Annotated in this window: 24 protein-coding genes; 7 read left to right on the forward strand and 17 right to left on the reverse strand. The window is 68.1% G+C overall.

What is annotated here, in order from left to right:
* Positions 1-3 precede the first annotated feature (3 nt).
* On the reverse strand, positions 4-885 hold the full coding sequence (locus tag HQ306_RS17735; protein ID WP_235578888.1) for a LysR family transcriptional regulator: 882 nt from the start codon (positions 883-885) through the stop codon (positions 4-6).
* A gap of 102 nt (positions 886-987) precedes the next feature.
* Here HQ306_RS17735 and HQ306_RS17740 point away from each other — a divergent pair, with 102 nt between their 5' ends.
* From HQ306_RS17740 to HQ306_RS17750, 3 genes are read left to right on the forward strand one after another with little or no spacing between them, the layout of a single operon-like run.
* Entirely contained in the window at positions 988-2301 is a 1314-nt protein-coding gene (locus HQ306_RS17740) for a CitMHS family transporter (RefSeq protein WP_222632917.1), read from the forward strand.
* Positions 2298-3632 carry an acyclic terpene utilization AtuA family protein gene (locus HQ306_RS17745; protein ID WP_308115461.1) on the forward strand — a complete coding sequence of 445 codons (1335 nt, stop codon included), beginning with the start codon at positions 2298-2300 and terminating at the stop codon, positions 3630-3632. Before HQ306_RS17740 ends, HQ306_RS17745 begins: the two co-directional genes overlap by 4 nt.
* Complete coding sequence (locus tag HQ306_RS17750; RefSeq protein ID WP_222632918.1) at positions 3629-3928, forward strand: hypothetical protein; 300 nt, start codon at positions 3629-3631, stop codon at positions 3926-3928. Before HQ306_RS17745 ends, HQ306_RS17750 begins: the two co-directional genes overlap by 4 nt.
* Positions 3929-3936: 8 nt before the next feature.
* Here HQ306_RS17750 and HQ306_RS17755 read toward each other — a convergent pair whose 3' ends face one another.
* The 6 genes from HQ306_RS17755 to HQ306_RS17780 form a co-directional block, all read right to left on the reverse strand.
* Positions 3937-5457, reverse strand: coding sequence for an alkaline phosphatase (locus HQ306_RS17755; protein WP_222632919.1), 1521 nt, complete (start codon positions 5455-5457; stop codon positions 3937-3939).
* Positions 5458-5498: 41 nt separating this feature from the next.
* Entirely contained in the window at positions 5499-6515 is a 1017-nt protein-coding gene (locus HQ306_RS17760; RefSeq protein WP_222632920.1) for a hypothetical protein, read from the reverse strand.
* The gene (locus tag HQ306_RS22660; RefSeq protein WP_222632921.1) at positions 6512-7690 is read right to left on the reverse strand and encodes an ATP-binding protein; all 1179 of its coding nucleotides are present in this window, start codon (positions 7688-7690) and stop codon (positions 6512-6514) included. Before HQ306_RS22660 ends, HQ306_RS17760 begins: the two co-directional genes overlap by 4 nt.
* Positions 7687-8319: a response regulator transcription factor gene (locus HQ306_RS17770; RefSeq protein ID WP_222632922.1), complete on the reverse strand. Its 633-nt coding sequence runs from the start codon at positions 8317-8319 to the stop codon at positions 7687-7689. The genes HQ306_RS22660 and HQ306_RS17770 overlap by 4 nt, the downstream gene beginning before the upstream one ends.
* A 94-nt stretch (positions 8320-8413) precedes the next feature.
* On the reverse strand, positions 8414-9619 hold the full coding sequence (kynU, locus tag HQ306_RS17775; protein WP_222632923.1) for a kynureninase: 1206 nt from the start codon (positions 9617-9619) through the stop codon (positions 8414-8416).
* Positions 9616-10461, reverse strand: a complete 846-nt coding sequence (locus HQ306_RS17780; RefSeq protein ID WP_222632924.1) for a tryptophan 2,3-dioxygenase — start codon at positions 10459-10461, stop codon at positions 9616-9618. Before HQ306_RS17780 ends, kynU begins: the two co-directional genes overlap by 4 nt.
* Positions 10462-10509: 48 nt before the next feature.
* Between HQ306_RS17780 and HQ306_RS17785 the strand changes: the two genes are divergently transcribed.
* Positions 10510-11517 (forward strand): alpha/beta hydrolase, encoded by a 1008-nt coding sequence (locus tag HQ306_RS17785; protein WP_222632925.1) that lies wholly within the window; start codon positions 10510-10512, stop codon positions 11515-11517.
* A 3-nt stretch (positions 11518-11520) separates the two neighbouring features.
* Here HQ306_RS17785 and HQ306_RS17790 read toward each other — a convergent pair whose 3' ends face one another.
* Together HQ306_RS17790 and HQ306_RS17795 are read right to left on the reverse strand one after the other, a co-directional pair.
* Entirely contained in the window at positions 11521-11922 is a 402-nt protein-coding gene (locus HQ306_RS17790) for a cupin domain-containing protein (protein WP_222630602.1), read from the reverse strand.
* 102 nt (positions 11923-12024) lie between these two features.
* Entirely contained in the window at positions 12025-12555 is a 531-nt protein-coding gene (locus tag HQ306_RS17795; protein ID WP_222632926.1) for a TetR/AcrR family transcriptional regulator, read from the reverse strand.
* A gap of 72 nt (positions 12556-12627) precedes the next feature.
* On the opposite strand from HQ306_RS17795, the gene HQ306_RS17800 reads away from it, so the two are divergent.
* The gene (locus HQ306_RS17800; protein WP_222632927.1) at positions 12628-13542 is read left to right on the forward strand and encodes an alpha/beta hydrolase; all 915 of its coding nucleotides are present in this window, start codon (positions 12628-12630) and stop codon (positions 13540-13542) included.
* Here HQ306_RS17800 and HQ306_RS17805 read toward each other — a convergent pair.
* Genes HQ306_RS17805 through HQ306_RS17820 form a run of 4 tightly spaced genes read right to left on the reverse strand, consistent with a single transcriptional unit; the run spans position 13490 to position 19122 of the window.
* Complete coding sequence (locus HQ306_RS17805; RefSeq protein ID WP_222632928.1) at positions 13490-14278, reverse strand: cytochrome c oxidase assembly protein; 789 nt, start codon at positions 14276-14278, stop codon at positions 13490-13492. The genes HQ306_RS17800 and HQ306_RS17805 overlap by 53 nt on opposite strands.
* Positions 14275-14793 (reverse strand): DUF2243 domain-containing protein, encoded by a 519-nt coding sequence (locus HQ306_RS17810; RefSeq protein ID WP_222632929.1) that lies wholly within the window; start codon positions 14791-14793, stop codon positions 14275-14277. The genes HQ306_RS17805 and HQ306_RS17810 overlap by 4 nt, the downstream gene beginning before the upstream one ends.
* A 42-nt stretch (positions 14794-14835) precedes the next feature.
* Positions 14836-16221, reverse strand: coding sequence for an acyl-CoA dehydrogenase family protein (locus HQ306_RS17815; RefSeq protein ID WP_222632930.1), 1386 nt, complete (start codon positions 16219-16221; stop codon positions 14836-14838).
* Positions 16222-16281: 60 nt separating this feature from the next.
* Positions 16282-19122 carry an FAD-binding and (Fe-S)-binding domain-containing protein gene (locus HQ306_RS17820; RefSeq protein ID WP_222632931.1) on the reverse strand — a complete coding sequence of 947 codons (2841 nt, stop codon included), beginning with the start codon at positions 19120-19122 and terminating at the stop codon, positions 16282-16284.
* Positions 19123-19459: 337 nt separating this feature from the next.
* On the opposite strand from HQ306_RS17820, the gene HQ306_RS22665 reads away from it, so the two are divergent.
* Together HQ306_RS22665 and HQ306_RS17830 are read left to right on the forward strand one after the other, a co-directional pair.
* Entirely contained in the window at positions 19460-19930 is a 471-nt protein-coding gene (locus HQ306_RS22665) for a DUF3558 family protein (RefSeq protein WP_222632932.1), read from the forward strand.
* A 13-nt stretch (positions 19931-19943) separates the two neighbouring features.
* The gene (locus tag HQ306_RS17830; RefSeq protein WP_222632933.1) at positions 19944-20267 is read left to right on the forward strand and encodes a hypothetical protein; all 324 of its coding nucleotides are present in this window, start codon (positions 19944-19946) and stop codon (positions 20265-20267) included.
* A gap of 1 nt (position 20268) precedes the next feature.
* Here HQ306_RS17830 and HQ306_RS17835 read toward each other — a convergent pair whose 3' ends face one another.
* From HQ306_RS17835 to HQ306_RS17850, 4 genes are all read right to left on the reverse strand, one after another.
* Positions 20269-21534 carry a DUF4185 domain-containing protein gene (locus HQ306_RS17835; protein ID WP_222632934.1) on the reverse strand — a complete coding sequence of 422 codons (1266 nt, stop codon included), beginning with the start codon at positions 21532-21534 and terminating at the stop codon, positions 20269-20271.
* 258 nt (positions 21535-21792) lie between these two features.
* Positions 21793-22194, reverse strand: a complete 402-nt coding sequence (locus tag HQ306_RS17840; RefSeq protein WP_027504763.1) for a hypothetical protein — start codon at positions 22192-22194, stop codon at positions 21793-21795.
* A 26-nt stretch (positions 22195-22220) separates the two neighbouring features.
* The gene (locus HQ306_RS17845; RefSeq protein ID WP_222632935.1) at positions 22221-23408 is read right to left on the reverse strand and encodes a CaiB/BaiF CoA-transferase family protein; all 1188 of its coding nucleotides are present in this window, start codon (positions 23406-23408) and stop codon (positions 22221-22223) included.
* Positions 23405-24871, reverse strand: a complete 1467-nt coding sequence (locus HQ306_RS17850; RefSeq protein ID WP_222632936.1) for a dihydroorotase family protein — start codon at positions 24869-24871, stop codon at positions 23405-23407. Before HQ306_RS17850 ends, HQ306_RS17845 begins: the two co-directional genes overlap by 4 nt.
* Positions 24872-24877 lie beyond the last annotated feature (6 nt).

Below are 24877 nucleotides of genomic sequence, written 5' to 3' on the forward strand. Positions count from 1 at the left end.
CGGTCACGCGGTCAGGCACCGCACGAAGTTCTTCACGCTCGCCGTCTCGTGTCGGCCCTCGACCCGCACGAGCGAGATGGTCCGCTCGACGGTCGGTGACAACGGGGCGTGACGCAGCCCCGCGAACTCCATCATGGGCAGGACCAACTGCGGAACGGCGGTGACACCGAGACCCGCCGCGACCAGACCGGCGACCGCACCGACGTTCTGCGCGTGCATCACCGGCCCCGTGCGGACGTCGGCGTCGCCGAGCGCACGGGCGACGGGTCCGGCGATGCTGCTCTGGGACCCGAACGCGATGAACGGCTCGCCGGCCAGTTCCGCCCAGTCGATGTGCTCCCGGCCGTCGAAGGGGTGGCCGGCTGCGAACGCACAGTGAAACGAGTCCGCGGTGAGAGTTCGGTGGACCAGTCCAGGTTCGGTCGTCGGCGCCGAGACGAGTGCCATGTCCACGGTGCCGGTCAGCAGGGCGGTCAGCGCTTCCTGACGCAGCCCGTCACGGATCTCGAGTAGAACATCCGGGTGGTCGCGGCGGAACTGCACCACATAGGGCGGAAGGAAGGTGGCGGCGAGCGAGGGCAGGCAGGCGACCGACACGGTGCCGCGATCCCCAGTGACGAAACGGCCGATCTGCGCGAGCCCCTCGTCGAAGTCCTGCACCATCTTCCGGGCGTATTGCGTCACGGCGACACCGTCGGGTGTCACGACGACCCTGCGCGTCGTGCGCTCGAACAGCGTGACGTCCAGTCGGCGCTCCGCCTCTGCGACCGATCTGCTGAGCGAAGACTGCACCATGCCCAGTGCCGACGCTGCGGCCGTGAAGCTCTCGTGGTCGGCAATCGCGACGATGCAACGAAGGTGCGTCATCCCCAGGTTGAGGTTCACCCGCCAAGTCTATGCATGGGCGCCATCAATGCATCGGCAATTGATATTGGACTTGCAATTGTGATGTGAGCAACATGTGACGAAGTCCTTGTAGGAGGTCACATGGTTGCCGCGCTCGGCTTCGCCACGATCATCACGTTTCTGGCCTTGACATTCACCCGCCGGGTGTCGGTGTTGGTCGCACTCGTGCTGGTACCCATCGGTTTCGCGCTGGTCGGCGGCTTCGGCGCCGACCTGGGCGACATGATCGCGGAGGGGCTGATCAAGGTCGCGCCGGTCGCGATAATGATCGCCTTCGCGGTGCTGTATTTCAGCCTGATGGTCGACCAGGGGCTTTTCGATCCCGCGATCCGCCGCGTCGTGCGGTGGGCCGGAGGCAGCCCCACCAAGATCGCTGTCGGCACCGCGGTGCTCACCCTCATGGTCGCTCTCGACGGCGACGGCACCTCGACCTTTCTCATCATGGTGTCCGCGATGCTGCCGATCTATCAGCGCATCGGCATGCGGCCGCTCGCACTCACCGGCATCATCGCCCTGTCCGCCGGCATCATGAACATCATCCCGTGGGGCGGCCCGACGGTGCGCGCCATGGCGGCCCTCGACGCGACGAGCGCCGACATCTTCACGCCCGTCATCCCGGCCATGGCCGCGGGCATCGTGTGGGTGCTGTTCTCCGCGTTCATGATCGGCCGCATGGAGAGCAAGCGGATCGGCGCCCTGACGGAGACCGCCACGCCCGTGAAAGCCGGCCCCGGTACGCCCCATGTCGACGACTTGCCGGTCCGCGCCACAGTGCATCCCGCCGTCATGGCATTCAACGTCGTGCTGACACTGGTGCTGCTGGTCATCCTCCTGTTCCAGTTGGCCCCGCTGCAGGTGGCGTTCGCCATCGCCTTCGCCCTGGCGGTCCTGGTCAACAAGCCGAGGTGGTCGGCGCAGCAGGAAGTGTTCGCCAAGCACGGCGGCAACGTCACGATGGTGGTCGTCATGATCCTCGCTGCGGGCGTGCTCACCGGAGTCCTCAACGGCACCGGCATGATCACCGCGATGGCGGAAACCTTCGTGTCCTGGATCCCCGACTCCTTCGGTTCCTCCATCCCCGTCATCACCGCGATCACATCGATGCCGCTGAGCCTGGTCTTCACGCCCGACGCCTACTACTTCGGTGTGCTCCCGGTTCTCGCCGAGACCACGGCCTCGTTCGGCGGCGACCCGATGGAGACCGGCCGCGCCGCCATCCTCGGCCAGATGACCACCGGCTTCCCGCTCAGTCCGCTGACCGCCGCGACGTTCGTGCTGATCGGCATGACGAAGGTGGAACTGGGCAAGCACCAGCGCTTCATCTTCGGGTGGGCGTTCGGCACCACCATCGTCATGACCGTGGTGGCCCTCCTGACAGGAGCGATCTCGCTGTGAAAAAGACGATTCGCCTCGGCGCCGGTTCCGGCTTCTCCGGCGACCGCATCGACCCGGCCGTGACCCTCGCCGATCGCGCTGACCTCGACTACCTCGTCTTCGAGTGCCTCGGGGAACGCACCGTCGCCGCGGGCAACGCGAGACGGCTCGCCGATCCCGACACCGGGTACGACCCCCTCCTGCTCGCCCGCATCAGAGCGGTGTTGCCGCACGTGCTTCGCCGCGGAACCACAGTGGTGACCAACGGTGGCGCAGCACATCCCCTCGCAGCGGCGCGGCGCATCGCGGACCTCGTCGGCGGTCGGGCTCGAGTCGCCGCCGTGACCGGCGACGACGTCCTCGACGCCGTCCGCACACTCGATCCCCTCGTGTGGGAGACCGGCAAGGCCCTCTCCGCTCATCCCGAGAAGTTGGTGTCCGCCAACGCCTACATCGGAGCGGACGCGGTGCTTCCGGCACTGAGCGCCGGTGCCGACATCGTCGTGACGGGCCGACTCGCCGACCCGTCGCTGTACGTCGCGCCGCTCGTCCACGAGTTCGGCTGGGACCTCGACGACGCCCGCACCATCGGTGCCGCGACCGCGGTGGGGCACTTGCTCGAGTGCGCCGGTCAACTGACGGGCGGTTACTACGCCGACCCCGTCACCAAACCGGTTCCCGGCATGGCCGACCTCGGCTTCCCGTATGCGGACGTGTCCGCCGACGCGGACGCCGTCTTCGGCAAGGTGGACGGCACGGGCGGGACCCTCACCACGCGCACGGCCATCGAGCAGCTGCTCTACGAGGTCGGCGACCCCACCACGTACCTCACACCCGACGTCACGGCCGACTTCGGGGCGGTGACCTTCGAGCAGGTCGGCCCCGACAGGGTGTCCCTCACCGGCGCCACCGGTCGCACCCGACCGGACGAGCTCAAGGTGACGCTCGGCTTCCTCGACGGGTGGATCGGCGAGGGCCAGATCAGCTACGCGGGACCTCGCGCGTACGAGCGCGCCCGACTCGCCGCGGACATCGTCACGCAGCGCCTCGCCGACGTCCACGGACTCGACCCCGACGGTGTGACCGTCGAATTGATCGGTGCCGGAGCGGCTTTCCGTGGCCTCGCCACCGACACCGCACCGACCGAGGTGCGGCTCCGCGTCACCGGGCGGGCGGGGTCACGGGAGGATGCCGACGTGGTCGGGTGGGAGGTGGAGAGTCTGTACACCAACGGTCCTGCCGGAGGAGGCGGTGCACGGCGATCCAGTTCGGAGGTCCTGTGCATTCGATCGACATCGCTTCCACGGCACCTCGTACACACCGAGGTTCACCTGATGGAGGGCACACGATGATCGTCGACGACCTGGCCGACGTTCGAACCGGAGACAAGGGCGACACCCTCATCCTCTCCGTCTTCGCGAGGGATGCAGCGTCGTTCGACATACTGGCCCGGGATCTCACCCTCGATGTCGTCGTCGCGCATTACGGCAACCGCACCATCCGAGCGCCACGACGAACCGTGCTGGCGACCGTTCTGGCCGTAGTCTTCGAGCTACCGGGACAACTCGGCGGCGGAGTCACCGGCTCGGCGGAACTGGACGGGCACGGCAAGGCGCTGAGTTACCACCTGTTGGGCCTCGAGATCTGATCGCGCCGTCAGGGCGCGGGCAGCACCTGAGTGAACAGCACGGCACCGGTACCGTCGCACAAGTTCACCGTCAGCGACCTCGAGTCCTTGTCGATCAGCACCTCACCGAAGTGCTGGAAGGTATCGAGCGGTGAGGCGTTCGGCTCCGGCGGTGCGTGCACGAACACAGCCTCCGGGCCGAAGGTGGGATCGAGGTCGTTCGGCCCGAACGCACCCGCGTTGAGGGGCCCGCTGACGAACTCCCAGAATTCGCGGAACTCCTGGTAGGCGGCGCGCTCGGGTGAATACCGATGCGCCGCCGTGTAATGCACGTCGGCGGTGAGCCACACGGTGCCGGTGACGTCGTTCCGGTCGATCGCGGTGAGTACCTGCGCGATGTCGGTCTCCCGGCCGAGCGGGGCGCCGGGATCACCGTTGCCGACGCCCTCCTGCGCCGTCTTCCCGTCCGGCACCACCAGTCCCAGCGGGAGGTCGTTGGCGATGATCTTCCACGTGGCCTTCGAGCGCGACAGCTCGTCGATCAGCCACCGTCGCTGTGCATCTCCGAGAATCTCCCCGGTCGGGGCGGTGTTGGCACTGTTCGCATCCTTGTAGCTCCGCATGTCCAGGACGAAGACGTCGAGCAGCGGACCATAGGCGATCTTCCGGTACACCCGCCCGTCGACGGCCTCCGCGGGAGCGACCGGGAGCCACTCGTGAAATGCCTGCAAGGCCCGTTGCGACAACAGGTTCACATCTTTCACGGTGTACTGCTTGAGGTCGAGAATCTCACCGGGATACCAGTTGTTGACGGTCTCGTGATCGTCCCACTGCACCACCTGCGCGACCGAGGAATTGAAGAGCCGGTAGTTGTCGTCGGTGAGGTTGTACGCGTACTGCCCGCGATACTCGTCGAGAGTCTCCGCGACCTTGGACTTGGCCTCGGACATCGTGTTCCGCCACACCCGGCCGTCGGGCAACGTGACACTCTCCTCGAGCGGCCCGTCGGCATAGATGACGTCGCCGCTGTGCAGGAACAGGTCCGGTTCCCGATCGGCCATCGCTCCGAAGATGGTCATGCCGCCGATGTCGGGGTTGATCCCGTAACCCTGGCCCGCCGTGTCACCGCCCCACAGGAGACGAATGTTCGACGGCCTGTCGGGAGCCGTGGAGAACACCCCGGTGACGGGCTCCGACGTGGCGCCGTCCTCGCCCTCCAGTGTCACGCGGTAGTGCACTCGCTGTCCCGCAGGCAGACCCGTGAGGCGCAGCACTCCGGTGCCGTCGGACTGCGGTGTGAGGAGAGGTCCCCGCGTCGTCGTGACGGAGGAGAACGCGTCGGTGGCCGACGTGTCGACGATCATCGTCGCGGGCGTGTCCGACCGTGCCCAGACGAGCGCACCATCGGCACGGACGTCGCCGCTCGCGACGCCGTGGGTCAGCGACGGGCGCGCCCGCACCAGGGTGGGCCCGGTGCTGCAGGCGAGCAACGGCGTGGCCGCGGCACCGAGCGCGGCGTAGCGGAACAGGGAGCGTCGCGAGAGCTGCATGCTCCGCACCGTGCCGCACGGACTTGAACGGGGCATGACTCTCAGGAGGACAGCCGGGTGCCCGATCGGTCGAACTCGGCCCGGTGCGTTCCGTCCGCTCCTGTGACCAGGATGGACGCCGCCGAGTCCCGGTCCTGCGGAAGAAGACGCACCGTCACCGCGCTGGTGGAGTCGCTCTCGAGGGCGGTGATCACCGAGGTCACGATGTCGCGATCGACCACGCCGGTCGCGTCCGCGCCGCGGTCGTCGAGCAGGACCACGTCGACTCCCCGACTCCGCGCTGCCCGCGCCGCACTGCTCACCTCGGAGTCGGCCAGTCCGGCAGCACGCAGGGTGTCCCGCAGATGGAACTCGAGAAGACGGCAGGACAGTCGCTCGTCGTCGGACAGCGGCTCGCCCGAGGCGATCCTGGTGAGGAGGGGGCGGGCCAGCTCGTCGAGCCGGGTCAGTTGAAGGTCCCGCTCGTGCAGTGCCGCGGCGGCCGCGGCTTCCTCCGCTGCCTGTCTCGTGGACTCCTCCCGTAGCCGGAAGATGTCCGTGACGGGTGAGCGCAGCGCGAACGCGAAGAACGTGCCCATCAACACCAGCGCGCCGCTGGGCAGCACGTACAGCACGGCGTCGACCGCGCTCTGCTCGGTCAGCAGGCACCAGACGAGCGTGACGACGAAGATGCCGAGGAACCCGGCCCACGCCCACCACGTGCGCCCGCGGACACAGAGGAAGGTGTAGATCCCGGCCGCCGTCCCGATCGGCCACATCTGCAGAGGGTTCCCGATCGGCACCGGAAGCGCGGCGAGGACGATCGCAGACGACAGCGGGCCGGTGAGCGTGACGGCTGCCGTCGCGCCGAAGGGGATCGGATCGCCCGGGACGCGGAGGAGTGCCGCTACGGACACGGCATGCAGGACGACCGCCACCGCGACGAGCGCCGGCTCGGTGACGCCCTCGAGTGTCGAGGCGGCGGCCAGAACGACACCGGCGACGTTGAAGGCGACCACCACGAAGGCTGCACGCGTGTGCATGCCCAGCAGAGTCGTGACATCGTTCGTTCTGCTCACTGTGCCTCCCACCGCAGTTCGACGACGGTGCCCCGACCCACCGCGGTGTGGAGCGCGGCGGAGCCGCCCGGAAGCCGGTGCATGCGGTCGAGAATGCTGACCCGGACGCCCAGGCGATGTGCCGGTATCGACGACAGATCGAAGCCGGGGCCGTCGTCCGTCACCGTCACCCGGAGTCCGAGTGGGGAGAGCGCAGCCACGACCGACCGGTGGGCATCGGGGCCCGCGTGCCGCAGGCTGTTCCGCATCGCCTCGGCCATGGCGGCGCCCACGGTGCGGACGGTCTCGGCCGGCACCGTCCGTTCCGCCGCATCGGCCTCGAACCGGAAGCTCAGTGTCGCCGATGCGTCCACTGCCGCGGCCGCGGCACGAAGGTGCGCGACCACGTCCTGCACCTCGAAGTCCGAGACCGGCAGCGCGTCCCGTCGCAACGTGTCGAGCTCCGCCAACGCGACGCTCGCCTGGTCGACGAGACGCTGATCCATCGGACCGCGCGATGCGGCGAGGAGCGTGGACATGACGTTGTCGTGGATCAACCCGTCGAACCGTCGACGTTCGACCGTCCGCGCCTGCACCGCGGCAGAACTGGCGGCCTGCGCGTAGGTGGACTCGCGGGTGCGATCGAGAAGGAAGCCCGTGCGCGACGCCGTGATCGACGCGGCGACGAAGATGAGGCTGAAGCCGAAGCTGTAGACGATGTCTGCCACCAACGGACTCCGGTCACCGGCGTCACGCAGATAGTGGTTGACCAGTTGGACACCCGTGACGGCCACCGCGAGATGGAGGAACGCCCAGCGCGGCCTCATCGACACCGCAGCCCCCAGAGAGGCCAGGGCAGGGAAGAGGGAGAACCAGGCAGCCTTCCCGTCGGGCAGGGTCTCGCCCGTCCATCCGAGCGGCCAGGTGAGCAACCCGAGCAGAAAGACCACGGCGCAGGCCGCCGCCAGTGGCCGGAGCGCACGCTGACCCCGCCGGCCGAACGACGCGGCGCCCAACGCCAGTCCGGGTCCGAAGAACAGGACGAGCCCGACCGGAGTCCACCAGGACGCCGACACCCCCTCCAGATCGCGGATGAGCGGAATCGACACGAGCAGGTAGAAGACGTAGCCCACGCCGATGAAGCGGCCGAACATCGTGAGGATCTGATCGGCCGCGCTGCGCTCCGCCGTCGTCACGACTTCCTGCGTCGACGAGGAAACGGCAACCACCCGTCCTCCAGTGCCCGTTTGTACAGATCGGTCTTGGTCGGGGCGGGCCTGCCGGCGTCGGCGTACTTGAGCCGGATGCGGCCGAGATAGTCGTTCACCGTCTCGGGTGAGATACCCATGGTCGACGCGACCCGCGTGGCGGTCTCCCCGGCCGCGTAGAGCGTGAGGAGCCGTCGATGCTGCGGGCTCAGATCCACCGCGGCGAGGTCGGGATCCCCGTCGATGGCCGCCGCCCAGTCGATGGTGGGCACCATCTCGCCCCGGGCTGCACTCCGCACGGCGTCCACCACCGCGTCGATCGGCTGGGACTTGCGCACCACACCGAGCACACCGGCGCGGGCGGCGGAGCGCACCAGGAATGGATCCTCGCCCGAGGTGAGAACCAGCACGTCGAGACCGCGGGCGCGGATGGCCTCGACGTTGGACACCGGCGACGATCCGTCACGCAGTCGAAGGTCGAGGATCACCAGATCGAGGTCCGTGGTCGCGTCGAACAGCTCGGCGACCGTGGGGGCGCTCGCGACGAAGTCGAGGTCGGGATGATCGGCGAGGGAGTCCCGCAGACCACGGATGGTCAGCTCGTGATCATCGACCATTCCGATACGCGCACGTTCGACCCCCACCGGACCCCCTCAGCCACAAAGTCGTCAGAGCATAACCATCTGACCGGTCGTGTTGTGGTGCCAGGTGTCAGCGCCGGAGCTCCTCGGCGATCGCGAGAACGCCGATGCGCACCTCCTCGAAGCTGGTGCTGAGCGGGCTCAGGCCGAGCCTGATGCCGCTCGGGGCCCGGAAGTCGGGGATGACACCGCGCTTCCACAGCCGCGCCGTGACCTCGCGGAAATCGGGGTGATCGAGCGTGACGTGTCCCCCGCGCTCGTCCGCGTTCTCCGGCGAGGCGATCTCCACGCCCAGTGGCACCAGGTCCGAGCGCACCAGCTCGAGCGCGTACTCGGTGAGAGCGACCGACTTCGCGCGGATCGCGTCCATGCCGACCTCGCCGATCATGGCGAGCGTGTCCTGCATCGCGATCATGCCGAGCACCGGCGGGGTGCCGCTGATGACGCGTCGCACGCCCTCGGCCGGGACGTACCCCTGCTCCATGGCGAAGGCGTCGGCACGCCCCATCCATCCCCATACGGGCTGCCGAAACTCGGGCAGATGCTCCGCGCGGACGTATGCGAACGCGGGCGAGCCGGGACCACCGTTCAGGTACTTGTAGGTGCAGCCGACGGCGAGATCGACACCCCACTCGTCGAGACGGAGCGGCACGGACCCCACCGAGTGCGACAGGTCGAGCACCACCAGGGCGCCGACGTCGTGCGCGACACGGGCCGCCGCGGACGCGTCCGCGAGAAAGCCCGAGCGGTAGGCGACATGACTGAGAAGCACGAACGCTGTTCGCTCGGTGACGACATCGGCGATGTCCGCAGTCCGTACGCCCGACCGCCGGTCCGAATCGATCCACACCAGCGTCAGGCCGAGCTCGGACGCGATGGACTCGAGGACGTAGCGATCGGTCGGAAAGTTGTCGCGATCGAGCACGATCTCGGTCCGGCCCGGCCTCAGCGCCGCCGCCCCGCGCGCGATCTTGTAAAGCAGGACGGTGGTGGAGTCACCGATGACGGTCTGCCCGGGTGCTGCACCCAGGGCCACTCGACCGAGCGTGTCGCCCAACGTGATGGGCAGCTCGAACCATTCCTCGTCCCACCCGCGGATCAGCCGGCCACCCCAGGCCTGCGTCATGAACGTCGAGACACGCTCGATGCTCGCCGTCGTGGGCCGACCGAGCGAATTGCCGTCGAGATAGGACACGACGGGATCGGCGTCGTCGGTGTGGAAGCGAGAGCGGTACTCGCGCAGGGGGTCCCGTGCGTCGAGGTCTGCTGCGGTCATGGCTGTCCGATCTCGGTGCGGGCGGCGAACAACTCGGGGAAGAACGTCAACTCGAGGGCGCGCTGGAGGAAGCCGACACCACTGGAGCCACCGGTGCCGCTCTTGTGCCCGATCGTACGGAGCACCGTGCGCATGTGCCGGAACCGCCAGAGCTGAAAGTTCTCCTCCAGGTCGACGAATTCCTCGAACGCCTCGTACGCGGCCCAGTTCTCGGTCGGGTTCTCGTAGACGTGCGTGATCAGTGGCATCAGATCGTCGTTGCGCGCGTACGGCGCGGTGACGTCGCGCCGCAGCGCACTCTCCGGAACGTCGAGTCCTGCGCGGGCCAGGCACCGCCACAGGGCGTCGTACACACTCGGCTCGCGGTGCACCCGCGTCAGCAGTTCGGTTGCCACCGAGTCGGATTCGAACACCGTCAGCATCGCCGCGTTCTTGTTGCCCAGCACGAACTCCACCGCACGGTACTGCGCGGACTGGAACCCCGACGAGTTTCCCAGGAACCCGCGAAACTGCGCGTACTCGGTGGGCGTGAGTGTCGCGAGCACCGACCACTGCTCGGTCAGCGTCTTCTGAATGTGCTTGACACGAGCGACGCACTTCAGCGCGAACCCGACGTCGTCGGCGTCGAAGGCGTCGCGTGCGGCGAGCAGTTCGTGCAGCACGAGCTTGAACCACAGCTCGGTGGTCTGGTGCTGGATGATGAACAGCAACTCGTCGTGATGCTCCGGGACACTCACCGGCTTCTGCGCACTGAGCAGAGTGTCGAGATCGAGGTACGCCCCGTAACTCATCCGCTCGCGGAAATCGGTGACGATAGCCTTCTCGATGGCGCGCTCGTCCATTGCTCCTCTTCCGTCGATTCCCCCGAGCCTAGGACGTAGATTCGAGGGATGAGCGAGTCCTCGGAACGAATCGACGTCGTCCTGCACCCGGACGCCGTTCGAGACCTCGGCACGGTGACCGACCTGGTGCAGTCCGCGCTCGCTGCGCGCGGCGCCACCGGGGAGGTCCACGTGTCGGACGACGTCTCCGTGGCATCCGGTGACGTGATCGTGGTCCCGGCCGCGGGCGGACGCGTCGGCACGCAGGCGAGCGACCGGTGTGTGGTGCGTGTCGACTACGGCTACGTGGCCGCGGACCTCTCGGCGGGCCTGCACGCCCACATTCGCGGACGGGGACTCGGCGGGCTGCGCTACGCCGTCGACAGGATTCACCATCACCGACTGCACCCGGCGACCGTCGAGTCGTATGGGGCGCACCCCGAACAGTTCGCCGAGGTGCGGGGGACGAGCGGGCCGGTCGTCGCCCTGATCCACGGCGGCTATTGGCGGGCACCGTGGCGACTCGACTCGCTCGACGCCGCGGCCATCGATCTGGCCGACCGCGGCTACGTCACGTGGAACGTCGAGTACCGCAGCCCCGACGAGCACGGGTGGGAGACGACGACGGCGGATGTCGCCGCGGCCCTGAAGCACGCTGGTGCGCAGGCCGTCCTCGGCCATTCGGCAGGAGGACAGCTCGCGATGCGCTGGGCCGCGGATGCCCGTCCCGCACTGGCCGTGAGTCTCGCCGGAGTCCTCGACCTGAAGATCGCCGACGACCGCGGCCTGGGTGACGGCGCGGTGCGTGCAGCCCTGGGCTCGCGGTACACGGATGCTCACGCGGAGTCGTCCCCCCGAGCGCGACTGCCACTCGGGGTTCCGCAGATCGTCGTGGTCGCGGCATCGGACGATCCGAACCTGAACGACATCGGCCGCGAGTACGTCACCGCAGCATCGGCCGCAGGTGACGATGTCACGCTTGTCGAAGGCCCCGGAGACCACTTCAGTGTCGTCGATCCACGGTCGGAGATCTGGCCTGCCATCGTGGAGCGGATCGAGGGACGTCTCCCCCGCTGATCGTCACTCGTGCGCGGTGTACTCCGCGTCGGTGACGGGGTCCATCCACACGACGACGTCGTGCTCGTCGTCGCCCTCGTTGATGGCGAGATGCACCATCAGACGATCCGGTGCGGCGCCGTGCCAGTGCACCTCATCGGCCTCGAACAGCACGCGGTCGCCGGGACGGATGACCTCGACCGGCCCACCCTGCCGCTGGCACAGACCGACGCCCTCGGTGACGAACACCGTCTGACTCAGCGAGTGGCGGTGCCAGTGCGTACGCGCCCCCGGCATGAAGTGGACCAGGTTGGCCGAGACCCGCGACGGGGTCGGAGCTGCGGCAACGGCGTCGATGTAGACGTCGCCGGTGAACCAGTCGGCCGGACCCTTGGTGGTCGCGATCGAGCTTCGGGTGATCTGCATGCGCGGTTCCTCTCGTCGGTGGTGCTGGTGTCCAGCATTCGCGGTGCCGGTCCACGGGGGAAGTCCCTGCCGAGGAGCGCCCCGGTAGGGCACCCCGGTCGTCTAGGTGAACAGGGCGTCGACGATCGCAGCCTTGTCGGCAGCGCTCTGCGGATGCGTCAGCATGCCCTCGACGGCGAACACCACGACCTTGGTCCGCGCGGCGATCCGCTCCTCGGCGACGCCGACGCGGCGCAGTTCTTCCGCGACCAGCGCATCGGCCATGGCATGGAAACCGTTGTGCCACTCGTCGATCGGAGCCGACACCGCAGCGCGGGCGTGCACGGTGTCCACCAACCGGTGGTAGCGCTCGAGTTCGGTGACCACCCACGTCAGCCGTTCCTGCGGTGACGTCACCTCCAGCTCCGCGAAGCGCGTCAACGCCGTCGCCGTGATCTCGGTGAGGGCGGCGACGAGCAGTTCGTCCTTGTCGGAGAAGTACCAGTAGATGGTGTTGGGCGTGACGCCGGCGCTCTGCGCTATCCGGCTCAGCGGGGTGCCGTCGAATCCGGCCTCGACGAACAGGGCCGTCGCGGCGTCGACGATCTCGGCCCGTTTTTCTTCCCGATCCTGCGGACGTCTGTTCCGAGGCATGCGGTCACCCTATCTTGATGCTCGATCAAGACGCTGCTACGTTCTCTTGAACGTCAATCAAGAGGAGCCCGCATGCCTGACGCCGTTCGCGACGACCTGTGGTTCGACTCCGGTTCCGATCGCTGTGCGATCTCGGTCCTCCGACCTGCCGGGCTCGACGGTTCCGCGCCGATCATCGTCATGGCCCACGGCTTCGGATCGGTGCGCGCGTTGCGCCTCCCCGCCTACGCGGACCAGTTCGTCCAGGCGGGCTACGTCGTCGCGATGTTCGACTACCGGCACTTCGGCGACAGCGAAGGAACCCCACGGCAGCTCCTGGACGTGCGCAGGCAGCTCGAGGACTGGCGCAACGCGCTGGCCTTCGCCCGGCGACTCGACGCCGTCGACCCCGACCGCGTCGTCGCATGGGGCACCTCCTTCGGCGGTGGCCACGTCCTCACCCTGGCGGGCACGGGCGAACGACTGGCCGCGATCATCGCGCAGGTCCCGCACGTGGACGGCATCGCCGCCGTGCGTTCCGCCGGCCTGCGCCAGACCTTGCGTCTCGCACCGGCAGCCCTCTCGGACCAGATCCGGGCTCTGCTCGGCCGCGAGCCTCGCTACATCGACTCGATCGGCGAACCGGGTGCCGTCGCCGCCATGGTGTCGCCCGATGCCGCGGTGGGACGTGACCGCCTTCTCGAGGCGTCGGGACTGCGGACCGGTGACTACCCCGAGACGGTCGCCGCCCGCATCCTGCTCCACATCGGCCTGTACTCGCCGGGGAAGACGGCCGCGAACATTCAGTGCCCCGCCCTCGTCCAGATCGCCACGAACGACGCCATCACCCCGACGGACATCGCGCTGCGCACCGCACGAAAGATCCCCCGCGCCACCGTGGTGACGTACGAGGGTGGTCACTTCGATCCCTACGTCGAGCCGCTCTTCCCCCGGATCATCGCCGACCAGCTGGCGTTTCTTCGCGACGTCGTGCCGGTCGCCACGTGAGCAGAAGCGCCAGCGCCAGAAGCAGTTCGGCGATGTCGCCGCCGTAGTACATCAGCTCGCCGGCGCCCTGGCGCTGATCGGCGGGAACCGGAATCTGCACGAGGAGTCCCGCGTACATCAGCTGCGACAGGACAGCATGACCGAGGATCGCCGCCCCGAGTATCCAGAGTCGGGTGGGTACCGAAGGCCGATGCGGTGCCGGGTCGGGGCCGGCTACGACCCACGCGAACAGGTATCCCGCCAGGAAGAAGTGCGCGTGCACCAGCAGGTGCAGCGCCGTGCTGTGCGTCGTCGCCTCGTACAGCGGGGTGAAGTACAGCAGCGCGAGACCGTCGAGGTTCAGGGCCAGCGCTACGACCGGATCCGCGATCACGTGCACCGGCCGCGAGCGCAGGACACGTCCGATGGCGCGGCCGGTCGACGACGATACCGAGCGCAGCACCAGCGTCATCGGGGCACCGAGTACCAGCGCCAACGGCGCGTACATACCGAGGGGCAGGTGCTGATGCATGTGGCCGCGGAAGTCGCCGTCCGGGTAGGGCGACAGTGCGGGGACCACGGCGAGAACGAGGAGCCCGATGCCGACGAGGAAGCTCACCGTGCGCCACGGGTTCCACCCCCGCGGCTCACTCCTGCAGCGCTCCGCCGCAACGACGTAGGCGATGGCCACCACGACGAGGGTCACGACCGGTCCGACACCACCGCTGCCGTGATGGGCGTCGTGCGCAAGCATCATCGCGATCGACGTGCGCTGCGCTGCAGGAGCCGGCCGCCGGCGATCAGGAGGACACCGAGTGAGAGGAAGCCGAGGTCCCACCACAGTTGGTTCGGACCGCTGCGGACATGGTGGATGCCCAGCAGATGGTGATCGACGATGCCCTCGACAAGGTTGAACAGGCCCCACCCGACCAGGACCCACCCCCACAGCACGCGGGACGCCCATACCCGCCCGCGCGACCCGGTGACGCGCGAGTACAGCAACCCGAGTCCGAGCAGCACGGCGAGCCAGGTGACGGTGTGGAAGATGCCGTCCCACAGCGTGTTGATCTCGAGGCCGTGCACCGTGTCGACAGGGTAGGGCTGCAGCCCGATGTTGTCGTCGCCCGAACTGCTCAGCAGGTGGTGCCACTGCAGGATCTGGTGCAGCAGGATGCCGTCCACGAAACCGCCCAGCCCGACACCGAGAACGATGCCGGGCAGGGTGATGCCGCGATCGGGTGAGACGCGTCGCGGACGTTCCGAGGTGACCATGCGCAGGGCGGTACCCGGCGGCAGGGCCTCGAAACGACGCGGCTACTTGCGGCTGGGCGGCTGCAGGAACTTCATGGCGCCGCGCAGGACCGGCTCGGGCACCTTGTCCTTGGCCGCCATCGCCTTGTCCATCACCTTCGTGCGCGTCTCGGTTCCGCGGCCGAACGCCTTGTTGAGCGCCGACCCTTCGGCATCCATCTGTACGTGCAGCGGCGGAGCGCCGTCCTGCTGCGCGATCGCATTGCTGATGACGACGCGCTGGATCTCGCTGGTGCCTTCGAAGATGGTGTACAGCTTGGCGTCGCGGTACCACTTCTCCACCGGGTGGTCGGTGATGTAGCCCCACCCGCCCATCGTCTGGATCGCCCGCTCGGTGGAGGCCACCGCGACCTCGGTGGCGGCGAGCTTGGCCATCGACCCCTCGCCGCGCTCGAAGGCCACACCCGTGGCGGCCATCCAACTGGCGCGCCACGTCAACAGTCGCGCCGCGTCGATACGCATGGCGAGGTCCGCCAGCGGGAAGGCGATGCCCTGGTTGTCGATGATCGGCGACCCGAACGCCTCACGCTCGTTGGCGTACTTGGTCGCGTATTCCAAAGAGGCACGGGCGATTCCGAGTGCCTGAGCGGCCACCATCGGTCGTGTCTGCTCGAGCGCTCCGAGAGTGGCGGAGCGACCTCTGATTCCGGTCTTCTCCGCTTCGCGCGCCTTGGCCAGCTTGTGCTCGAGCTTGTCGAGGCCGCCCAGGAGGTTGGCGCCGGGGATGCGGACACTGTCGAACTTCAGCTCCGCGGTGTGGGATGCACGGCACCCCAGCTTGTCGAGCTTCCGCACGAGTTCCAGTCCGGGGGTCCCGCCGGGGACGATGAACAGGGCCTGGCCCTTGTGACCGAGTTCCGGGTCCACATTGGCGTTGACCACGTGCACGTCCGCGATGCCACCGTTGCCGATCCACATCTTGTGGCCGTCGATGATCCAGTCGTCGCCGTCCTGCCGCGCCGTCGTCCGCAGGTTGCGAACGTCGCTGCCGCCCTCGGGCTCGGAGATGGCGAGCGCCGCCAGCTTCAGGTCGTCCGGGGTGCCGAAGCACTGCGGTGCCCATTCGAGCATCTGTTCGGGCGTCGCCGCCTGGCCGATGGCCGACAGCGCGAGCGCCGGCATCACCACCGCGAGACCGATTCCCGCACAACCCCAGAACAGTTCCTCCATGAACACCGGCAGCGAGAGCCCTGTCGGGTCACCGATGAGGTCGCGGTAGAACAACGGCGAGTAGAAGCCCGCCCGCGCCGCCTCCTGCAGCACCGGCCACGGGAACTCCTGCTCCTTGTCGTAGTGCTGCGCGACGGGTCGCACCACGTTCTCGGCAAAGTCGTGAGCACGACCGACCAACTCGTGTTGGGCCGGTGTGAGCGTCAGATCGAAAGCCATGATGTCCCCCCAGGACGGTTGTTTCGGCAGGGCATACCCCACCTCGACGAGTGTTACACGTCACTCCGTCTCATCAGGCAACGCGCTCGCCAACACTTGCGCGAGGTGCTCACCGCGGCGATCCGTGAGATCGGACAGCTGGGTACGGCAGGAGTAGCCGTCGGCCAGAATCGACGCGGTGTCCGCCGCCGACTGCACCGCCGGCAGAAGTTGCTGACCGGCGATGGTGACCGAGACGTCGTAATGCCCCTTCTCGACGCCGAAATTCCCGGCGAGCCCGCAGCAACCACCCAGGCGCTGCACATCGGCGCCCGCTCTCTCGAGCAGAGTCGCGTCTGCGCCCCAGCCCATCACGGCGTGATGGTGACAGTGCGGCTGCGCCACCACCTCTCGGCCGTTCAGGGACGGCGGTTCCCACCCGCGCTCGGTGAGCAGTTCGGCCAGCGTGCGGGTGGCCTCGGCGACGGGCGCGGCGTGCTCCTTGCCGAGCAGTTCCGTTGCGTCGCTTCGTAGTACACCGGTGCACGACGGTTCGACACCCACGATGGGAACACCGCCGTCCGACGCCTCGGTCACGGCGTCCACGGTACGTCCCAGGATGCGCTTCGCGGCGTCCAGTTGACCGGTCGAGATCCACGTGAGACCGCAACACTGCTGCTTCTCGGTCAGCCTGGGCCGGTAGCCCGCCGCCTCGAGCACACGCACCGTCGCGCGGCCCACCTCGGGCGTGAAGTGATTGGTGAAGGAGTCGACGAAGAGCACGACGGGATCACCGGTCGTGGGCCGGTGCGATTCGTGGAACCACTGCCGGAACGTCCTCGGGGCGAACTCGGGTATCGAGCGACGCGGATCGATGCCCGCCGCCCGCAGTGCCAGCGGACCCACACCCGGAAGCCGCGCCGCAGCGTTGACGGCGCGCGGCGCCCGAGCGGCGACAGCAGCCCAGCGCGGGAGCCACCCGAGCGAGTAGTGCGCCACAGGGCGTAGCCGACGTCGGTAGCTCTGGTGCAGCACCTCCGCCTTGTACGACGCCATGTCGACACCGGTCGGACAGTCCGAGGCACATCCCTTGCAGGACAGGCACAGATCCAGGGCATCGTGCACCTCGGGCGAGCGCCACCCGCCGGTGACGTCGGTGCCGTTGATCATCTCCTGCAGTACCCGGGCGCGACCGCGGGTGGAGTCCTTCTCCTCCCGAGTCGCCAGGTACGACGGGCACATCACCCCGCTGGTGCCGGTGGTGTCCGCGCGACACTTGCCGACGCCCGTGCACCGGTGCACGGCCTGACTGAAGTCGCCGCCGTCCTCGGCGTAGGCCATCGCGAGCAGCGTCCGAGGCTTTGCGGACGGGACACGGAGATCCGCATCGAGTGGTCGAGGATCCAGGAGCACACCGGGATTGAGGATGCCGTCGGGATCGAACACATGCTTGACGGCACCGAACAACGCGAGTGCGTCCGCCGAGTACATCAGCGGCAAGAGCTCACTGCGCGCACGGCCGTCGCCGTGCTCACCGGACAACGACCCGCCGTACCGCGCCACCAGCGTGGCGGCGTCGACGAGGAACCGGCGGAACACCCCTGTCCCACCGGGCTTGTCGAGCGGCAGGTCGATGCGCACGTGCAGGCACCCGTCACCGAAGTGCCCGTACGGCAGCCCGGTCACCCCGTACTGCGTCATGAGGTCGTCGAAGTCGCGCAGGTATCGGCCGAGCGAGGCCGGCGGTACCGCCGCGTCCTCCCACCCGGCGTGTGCCGGCAACCCCGCGGGACTGCGCCCCGCGAGTCCGGCTCCGTCTGCTCGGATCTGCCACAGCCGAGCGGTGCGTTCCGCGTCGGTGACCACCAGGGAGTCGACCGCTCCGCAACCGCGTGCGACCGCGTCGGCTCGGTCCATGGCCTGCTCGCGGGTATCGCCGACGACCTCGACGAACAACCACGCGGCGCCGCCGGGAAGAGGCGGAACCGCATGCAGTCCGCGGCGTTCGCGGACGACGTCGACGATGCGCGAATCGATGCCCTCGCATGCGGTGGGCGTGAACGTCAGGACGGTGGGCGCGGCGTCACCGGCGGTGGCGATGTCCGGGTACCCGAGAACGACGAGGATGCGGAACGCAGGCTCCGTCACCAGGTCGACGGTGGCGCGCGTGGTGACCGCGAGCGTGCCCTCGCTGCCCACCAGCATCCGGCGGACGTCGAAACGGTTCTCCGGCAACAGGTTCTCCAGCGCGTAGCCGGAGACCTGGCGGCCGAACATGCCGAATTCCGTTCGGACGGTTCCGAGTCCGCCGGCGACGATCTGCCGCAGCGCGTCGAGAGTCGGAGACGTGGTGTCCCTCGGCAGGTGCAGCTGCTCTCCGCTGCCCGTCACCACGTCGAGCGCGGAGACGTTGTCGGAGGTCCGGCCGTAGCCGAGAGTGCGCGAGCCGCACGCGTTGTTCCCGATCATGCCGCCGACGGTGCAGCGCGTGAAGGTGGACGGGTCGGGACCGAACCGGAGCCCGTGCTGCGCCGCTGCCTTCTGCACCACCGACTGCACGGCGCCGGGTTCGACAGTCGCGGTGCGCGCCTCGGGGTCGACGTGGAGCACCCGGTTCAGGTGCCGACTGACGTCGAGCACCACCCCGGTACCCACCGCGTTGCCGGCCACGGACGTGCCGCCGCCGCGCATGGTCAGCGGAACCCCGGTCTCGCGGCACACCGCGACGGCCGCCGCGATGTCCTCGGTGCGACGGGGCCGCGCGACGACGAGCGGGTGCACGCGGTAGAGCGACGCGTCGGACGAATAGGCGGCGCGGGTCGTGCCGTCGGTGAGCACGTCGTCGAGGCCCGCGCGGCGCAGTGCGCGGGCGGGTGCCGGCGCGCACTGCGCGGCAGTATGCGCTGGACGTGGCCTGCGCACGGTGCTGGGCGGTGCGCGGATGGTGGTGCTCGCTTGTCCGCGCCCGCTCCGGTCGGGTGCGCCGGTTGTGGTGAGCGGGGGTGCTGACGGTCGCGCGGATCGGCGCGTCGGTCGGCGCCGCAGACGCGCACCGTGCAGCAGTACGCGCAAGTCCGTGGCCTGCGCGCAGTGCTGGGAGCTGCGCGGCCAGCGGTCGCGGCGGATCCGAGCACCGTTCGGACACCCGCGCCGGTTGGGCCGCGCGCGGCTGACCAGAACCCGCGCGGATCAACATGGGAACCGCCGGGCCGCTGACCGCGTCCAAGTTCGAGTGCGATGGATTCGAGGTGGGGTGGCTGTGGCTGCGCTCGTGTTCTGCGGCGCCTGCTCCCCCGGCGTCTCGGGCGAACCCGTCGCGGAGCTGTGGGATCCGTGCACCATTCCGAGTGACGCCGTGGCGGGTGCGGGCGTGAACGCGGCGGTGATCGACTCACGACGAGTGAGTCCTGACTCAGCTGAAGCAAGCTTCTGCACGTTCCGCCAAGATTGGTTCTACCTCACCATCTATTCGACACGAGCAACTCTCGATGACATCCGCTCCAGCGCCCGAGCGATGAGCGTGTCGGACACGCTCATCGCGAACCGGGTGGGCCTGATGTACCGCGATGCAACGCAGGAGTCACTCGACGTCTGCTACGCCTCCGTCGCAGCATCGTTCGGAGCGGTGGAATTCGAGATAGCACAGGCATCGAACAGCCCATCATTGGGTGACACCTGTGGCATCGCGCTTGACGTGGCCGATCAATTGACCGGGTCCGTTCCCAAATGAAAGGACTACTTCCGTGTCCGACGTTGAGCAACTGATCACCTCGAAGGATGCGGCAGAGCGGTGCGCCGCCGCATGCAGGGACTTCAGCGATGGTATCTCGGACGTCGCGAAGTTCATCCATTCGAGCAACCACGGCGGAGGCTTCGGCACCCTCCCCTCCGGCCTGGCGCTGGCGCGCAAGTACTCCGAGCTCGCGGTGGGTGGGCCGGGGTCCTTGTCGACCTTGCTTCAGGCGCACATCGCGATCGCGTCGTCGCTCGCCGACACCTTCACCGAGATGGGTCGGAACTACGAGTCCATCGACAGCGAAGCGGCACAGAGCATCACACCGAGATAGCTCACTTCAGCGCATCGAGATCCGACTTCAACAGCATCACGTTGTAGTCGGACCAGCGCGAGGCAGTGAAGTACAGGTCACGCCCACTCGACTTCGGGTGGATGTACGGGGCGTAGACGCCGCCGATGGTCTCCGCCCGCCCGAGCAGAGTTGTCATCGGGCTCCACGGTCCCTGCGGATCCGTGGCGGTGCGGGCGACGATGGAGCCCTGGTTCTCATCGCCGTAGAGCATCACGTACTTCTTCAGGTACGCGTTCCACGAGACGCTGAGCTCGCTGACCGGTTCGTCGACGACCTTCTTCGAATCGGCGACATCGGTCGACCACGGGCGCGCGACATCACCGGTGGAATACTCGTACTTCGTCAGATCGAGGATGTCCGCCGGTTGCACACGGGCGAGAAAGGCTGCACCGAAACGGCCGTTGGGCGTTCCGAACTGGTACAGCCAGCCGTCGGGACCCTTGGCGTATGCGTTCATCTGGAATCGGCCGTTGGCCTCGTTGACCTGAGCGACACCGGGAATCGTGACGCCCTTGTTGACGCGAATGGTCATCGGGTCCGTCGTCCAGCTCTGCCCGTTGTCCCTCGACGTCGCGATGGCCGAGAAGTTGGTGACCCACCGGCCGGGCGCTCCCCAACTCTGCACGGACATGTAGTTCAGGTACTGCACACCGTCGATGGCGATGGCGGCCGTAGGGATGGTGGTCACCTCGATCTCCGGCAACCGCAGCGTCGGGACGATCTGCTCGGCGTACCGAGGCGTCGCCGGCAGGACGACGGAGCCGGACGCGCTGTCGCCGGGAACGGCGTCGGGAACGGTGATGCCGTCGGAGAGGTTGTCGTCGCTGGACCGCAGCAGCAGGTTGTTGCGCCACTGCTGCCCGTTCACCGAGCAGTTGCCGAAGGAGTCACCGAACGCCATGAGCGTCTGGCCTGCGCCGTTGTCCCAGCTGATGCCGAGATCGGTACCCGAGATGCCGAAACGGTCGTACGTGTTGTTGGCGCTGAGAGGTCCGGTGACCCACCCCACGGACTGCGTGTTCCCACTGCGGATCGGGGCGAGCGGCTGCTGAGTCCCGCGCGGGTTGCTGCCCCCGCCGCCACTCGATCCGCTGCTACCGAAGAAGCTGCCCAGCAGTGATGAGCCGGGGCCACCGAGACCACCGCACGGTTCCGCGGACGCGACCGGTGCCGACAGCACACCCAGACCGCTGGCCACCAACGTCAGCGCGGCCCCCACCGCGATCTGCCGACTTCGTGCTCGCATACTCCGACCCCCACCGATCGACTGTGTGACTCACGTGACTCATGTGACTGATGTGGTGAGTGTTACTGAAAAGTGGGCATGCCGCAACAAAAGCATGTGTCGGTACTTGACAAATGAGAATTACACGGTGGGTATTTCAGCCACACAATGAGGGCGGCCGGTGCGCCCCCGACGGACGCACCGGCCACGAGGCCCACGTCGGTCCGCGGACTCCAGTCCAGTGTGCCCCTCGGACCGGGCGGTATGCCGAGTCCTGAGTCACAAGCGTTTCGCGTGCACGCTGTCGAGCACCAGGAGAGCCGCACCCTGCACGACGACTGCGGCACCGTGCCCGGAGGACTGCTGCGGCGTCACCCTCCCGCCGAAGGTGGGCCGGTGGTACAGGAGATGTGCACCCAGGGCGACATAGACGACGTCGAGTCCAGTGTTGATCCACAAGGTCTTCCGCAGCTTGTCGGCCGCAACCTCGGTGGACCGGGCCGCCCCGATCCCGGCGATGGCGAGATCGATGGCGCCCCAGCCCGCGGTCTGGATGCCGAAAGCACGGACCGCGGGAGAGCCGCCGCCCAACGCTGCGGCGGCACCGACCGCGACACTGCCGCCGCCCCACCAGAGAAGCCGTCGACCGAGATCCTTCGCGACACTGTGTGCTGACGTCATGGACACCAGTGTGCCCACTCGAGCGGTCAGACGATGCCGGTCTCGTGCAGGGTGCGCACCTCGTCGTCGCTGAGACCGAGCTCGGCGAGCACGGTGTCGGTGTCCGCGCCGTGCGGACGTCCGGTGTGGCGGATGCTGCCAGGGCTCTCCCCCATGCGCCACATGACGTTCTGCATGCGCACCGGCCCGAGAGCGTCGTCCTCGACCGTGGTCACCATCTCGATGGCGTTGACCTGCGGATCGTCGAGCAGCTCGCTCGGCTTGTAGACGGGGGCGACCGCCGCGCCGGCCTCCTCGAAGGCCGCGATCACCTCGTCGCGCGTGCGCTCGGCGATCCACCCACCGACGTATCCGTCGAGCAGGTCGGCGTGGGCCGCGCGCTGACGACCCGTGGCGAACCACGGCTCGTCGAGAACCTCGGGGTGACCGACGAGGCGGAGAACGCGCTCGGCGATGGAGTTGGCACTGGTGGAGATCGCCAGCCAGTGCTCGTCCTTGGTCCGATAGAGATTGCGGGGCGCGTTGTTGCTCGACCGGTTACCGGTGCGCTCCTGGTCGATGCCCAACTGGTCGGCGTAGATGATGCCGGGCCCGACCGCCGTCATGATGGGGCTCAGCAGATCGAGATCGATCTGCTGACCCTCTCCCGTCTTCGTCCGGTGCAGCAGGGCCATCGAGACCGCCGACGATCCCGCGATACCGGCCAGCGAATCCGCCAGACCAAAGGCGGGAAGCGTCGGCGGTCCGTCGGCCGAGCCGGTGAGGTGGGCGAACCCGCTCATCGACTCGACCAGAGTGCCGAACGCCGGCCTCGTCGAGTAGGGACCGGTCTGGCCGAAACCGGTGACACGCAACAGAATCAGACCCGGATTGATCTCGGACAGCACGTCGTAACCGAGGCCCCACTTCTCGAGGGTGCCCGGCCGGAAGTTCTCCACCACCACGTCGGCGTCCGCGACGAGCTTGCGGAAGACGTCGGCCCCCTCGGGCTTGCCGAGGTTCAGCGTCATGCCGCGCTTGTTGCGGCTGACCATCGTCCACCACAACGGGTGCCCGTCCTTGTCCAGGCCGTGACCGCGCATCCCGTCGGGCTTGGTGGGGTGCTCGATCTTGACGACGTCGGCACCGAAGTCGCCGAGGATCTGGGCGACCAGCGGACCGGCGAGGATCGTCGACGCGTCGAGAACGCGAATCCCCTCCAGGGGCCCGGTCACTTGTAGGGCCTGTGCAGGTAGCGGCCGGTCGGCTCCCCCGCGACAGCGCCGTTGTCGAGTACGCGGCGGCCACGCACGAACGTGTCGGTGACCTTCGCGCCGAGCTCGAAGCCCTCGAAGGGGGTGTACTCCTGCGTGGACTCCGAATCCTCGGGACGCACCGTCCACGTGTGATCGGGATCGACCAGTGCCAGGTCGGCGTCCATTCCGACGGCGATCTCGCCCTTGCCCGGAAGTCCGTAGCGACGAGCGGGATTGAGCGACGTCAGCTCCGCGATGCGGCGCCAGCTGAGTCCACGCTTGCGGCCCTCGCTGACCAGTCCCGGCAGCAGGTACTCGGCGCCGCCGAATCCCGACTTGGCCGCGAAGATGTCGCCGCGGTCCTCGGCGAACTTCTTCTCGTCCTTGCAGCACGCGTGATCGCTGACCACCCAGTCGATGTCGCCGCCGAGCAGGTGCTCCCACAGGGCCTCGACGTCGTCGCGCGGGCGCAGCGGCGGGTTGACCTTGCCGCCCAGTCCGTAGGCGGTGTCGATGTCGGCGAGCAGGTGACCGATGGTCACCTCGCGACGGAAGTTGACGTGCGGGAACGCCTTCGCCATCCGCATGGCGGCAGTGAGGGCCTTGCGGGAGGAGAGGTGCAGCAGGTTGATGTTGGGCAGCTGCGTCTCGTCGGCGAGGAACGACGCGATGGTGACCGCGAGCCCCTCGGAGTGCGGCGGACGCGAGGCGCTGTACGCCGCGAGGCCGGTGAGCGTTCCCTCCTCCTCGACGAGCTTGGTGTAGGCGCTCATGATCTCGGCGGTCTCGCAGTGCAGCGAGAGCGAGATGTGATCGGCCTTGTCACCGAGCTGCTCCCGTGCGGCCTGGATGCCGCGCATGACGAACTCGAAGTGTGCGAGGTCGTAGCGCTCGCCCTCCGGCGTCATGAGGAATTCGCTCTGGTCGGTCGAGCGCCCGTGCAGCCCGTGGCTGCCGTAGAACATGAAGATCTTGAACGACGTCACACCGTGATCGGTGATGAGCGAGGGGATCTCGGCGATGTGCTCCTTCGACATCGGCGCGAGGTGGTACGCGTAGTCGACGAACGGCTTGCCCTCGGTGGCCTCGAGCACCGTCGGGAACACGTCGGCGTACGAACCACCGGTGTTCATGTAGTACTGACCGGTGCGCATGTAGGACAACGAGGTGGTGACACCGCCCTGCACGCAGGCCCTGGACTCGGTGTAGGCGTCCTCACCCAGCAGGTTGTAGATGCCCCAGTGTTGGTGCGCGTCCACCACTCCGGGGAACGCGACCTTGCCGGCGGCGTCGACGACGGTGTCGGCGCTCGACGGATCGATCCCCGCCTCGATGCGGGTGAACTTCCCGTCCTCGATCAGCAGGTCGAGTAATTCGCCGTCCTCGGGATGATCGGCGCCCGGACGTACGACTCGGGCATTGGTGATCAGAAGCTTCGTCATGACAAT

Origin of the sequence: Rhodococcus sp. BP-160 (assembly GCF_019836205.1) — a bacterium.
Classification (GTDB): Bacteria; Actinomycetota; Actinomycetes; order Mycobacteriales; family Mycobacteriaceae; genus Rhodococcoides.

What these genes read in the sequence shown, in the direction of transcription:
- HQ306_RS17740 (WP_222632917.1), top strand. Translation starts at nt 988, where the DNA reads ATGGTTGCCGCGCTCGGCTTCGCCACGATCATCACGTTTCTGGCCTTG.
- HQ306_RS17750 (WP_222632918.1), top strand. Translation starts at nt 3,629, where the DNA reads ATGATCGTCGACGACCTGGCCGACGTTCGAACCGGAGACAAGGGCGAC.
- HQ306_RS17755 (WP_222632919.1), bottom strand. Translation starts at nt 5,457, where the DNA reads ATGCAGCTCTCGCGACGCTCCCTGTTCCGCTACGCCGCGCTCGGTGCC.
- HQ306_RS17770 (WP_222632922.1), bottom strand. Translation starts at nt 8,319, where the DNA reads ATGGTCGATGATCACGAGCTGACCATCCGTGGTCTGCGGGACTCCCTC.
- kynU (WP_222632923.1), bottom strand. Translation starts at nt 9,619, where the DNA reads ATGACCGCAGCAGACCTCGACGCACGGGACCCCCTGCGCGAGTACCGC.
- HQ306_RS17780 (WP_222632924.1), bottom strand. Translation starts at nt 10,461, where the DNA reads ATGGACGAGCGCGCCATCGAGAAGGCTATCGTCACCGATTTCCGCGAG.
- HQ306_RS17785 (WP_222632925.1), top strand. Translation starts at nt 10,510, where the DNA reads ATGAGCGAGTCCTCGGAACGAATCGACGTCGTCCTGCACCCGGACGCC.
- HQ306_RS17790 (WP_222630602.1), bottom strand. Translation starts at nt 11,922, where the DNA reads ATGCAGATCACCCGAAGCTCGATCGCGACCACCAAGGGTCCGGCCGAC.
- HQ306_RS17795 (WP_222632926.1), bottom strand. Translation starts at nt 12,555, where the DNA reads ATGCCTCGGAACAGACGTCCGCAGGATCGGGAAGAAAAACGGGCCGAG.
- HQ306_RS17800 (WP_222632927.1), top strand. Translation starts at nt 12,628, where the DNA reads ATGCCTGACGCCGTTCGCGACGACCTGTGGTTCGACTCCGGTTCCGAT.
- HQ306_RS17805 (WP_222632928.1), bottom strand. Translation starts at nt 14,278, where the DNA reads ATGATGCTTGCGCACGACGCCCATCACGGCAGCGGTGGTGTCGGACCG.
- HQ306_RS17810 (WP_222632929.1), bottom strand. Translation starts at nt 14,793, where the DNA reads ATGGTCACCTCGGAACGTCCGCGACGCGTCTCACCCGATCGCGGCATC.
- HQ306_RS17815 (WP_222632930.1), bottom strand. Translation starts at nt 16,221, where the DNA reads ATGGCTTTCGATCTGACGCTCACACCGGCCCAACACGAGTTGGTCGGT.
- HQ306_RS17835 (WP_222632934.1), bottom strand. Translation starts at nt 21,534, where the DNA reads ATGCGAGCACGAAGTCGGCAGATCGCGGTGGGGGCCGCGCTGACGTTG.
- HQ306_RS17840 (WP_027504763.1), bottom strand. Translation starts at nt 22,194, where the DNA reads ATGACGTCAGCACACAGTGTCGCGAAGGATCTCGGTCGACGGCTTCTC.
- HQ306_RS17850 (WP_222632936.1), bottom strand. Translation starts at nt 24,871, where the DNA reads ATGACGAAGCTTCTGATCACCAATGCCCGAGTCGTACGTCCGGGCGCC.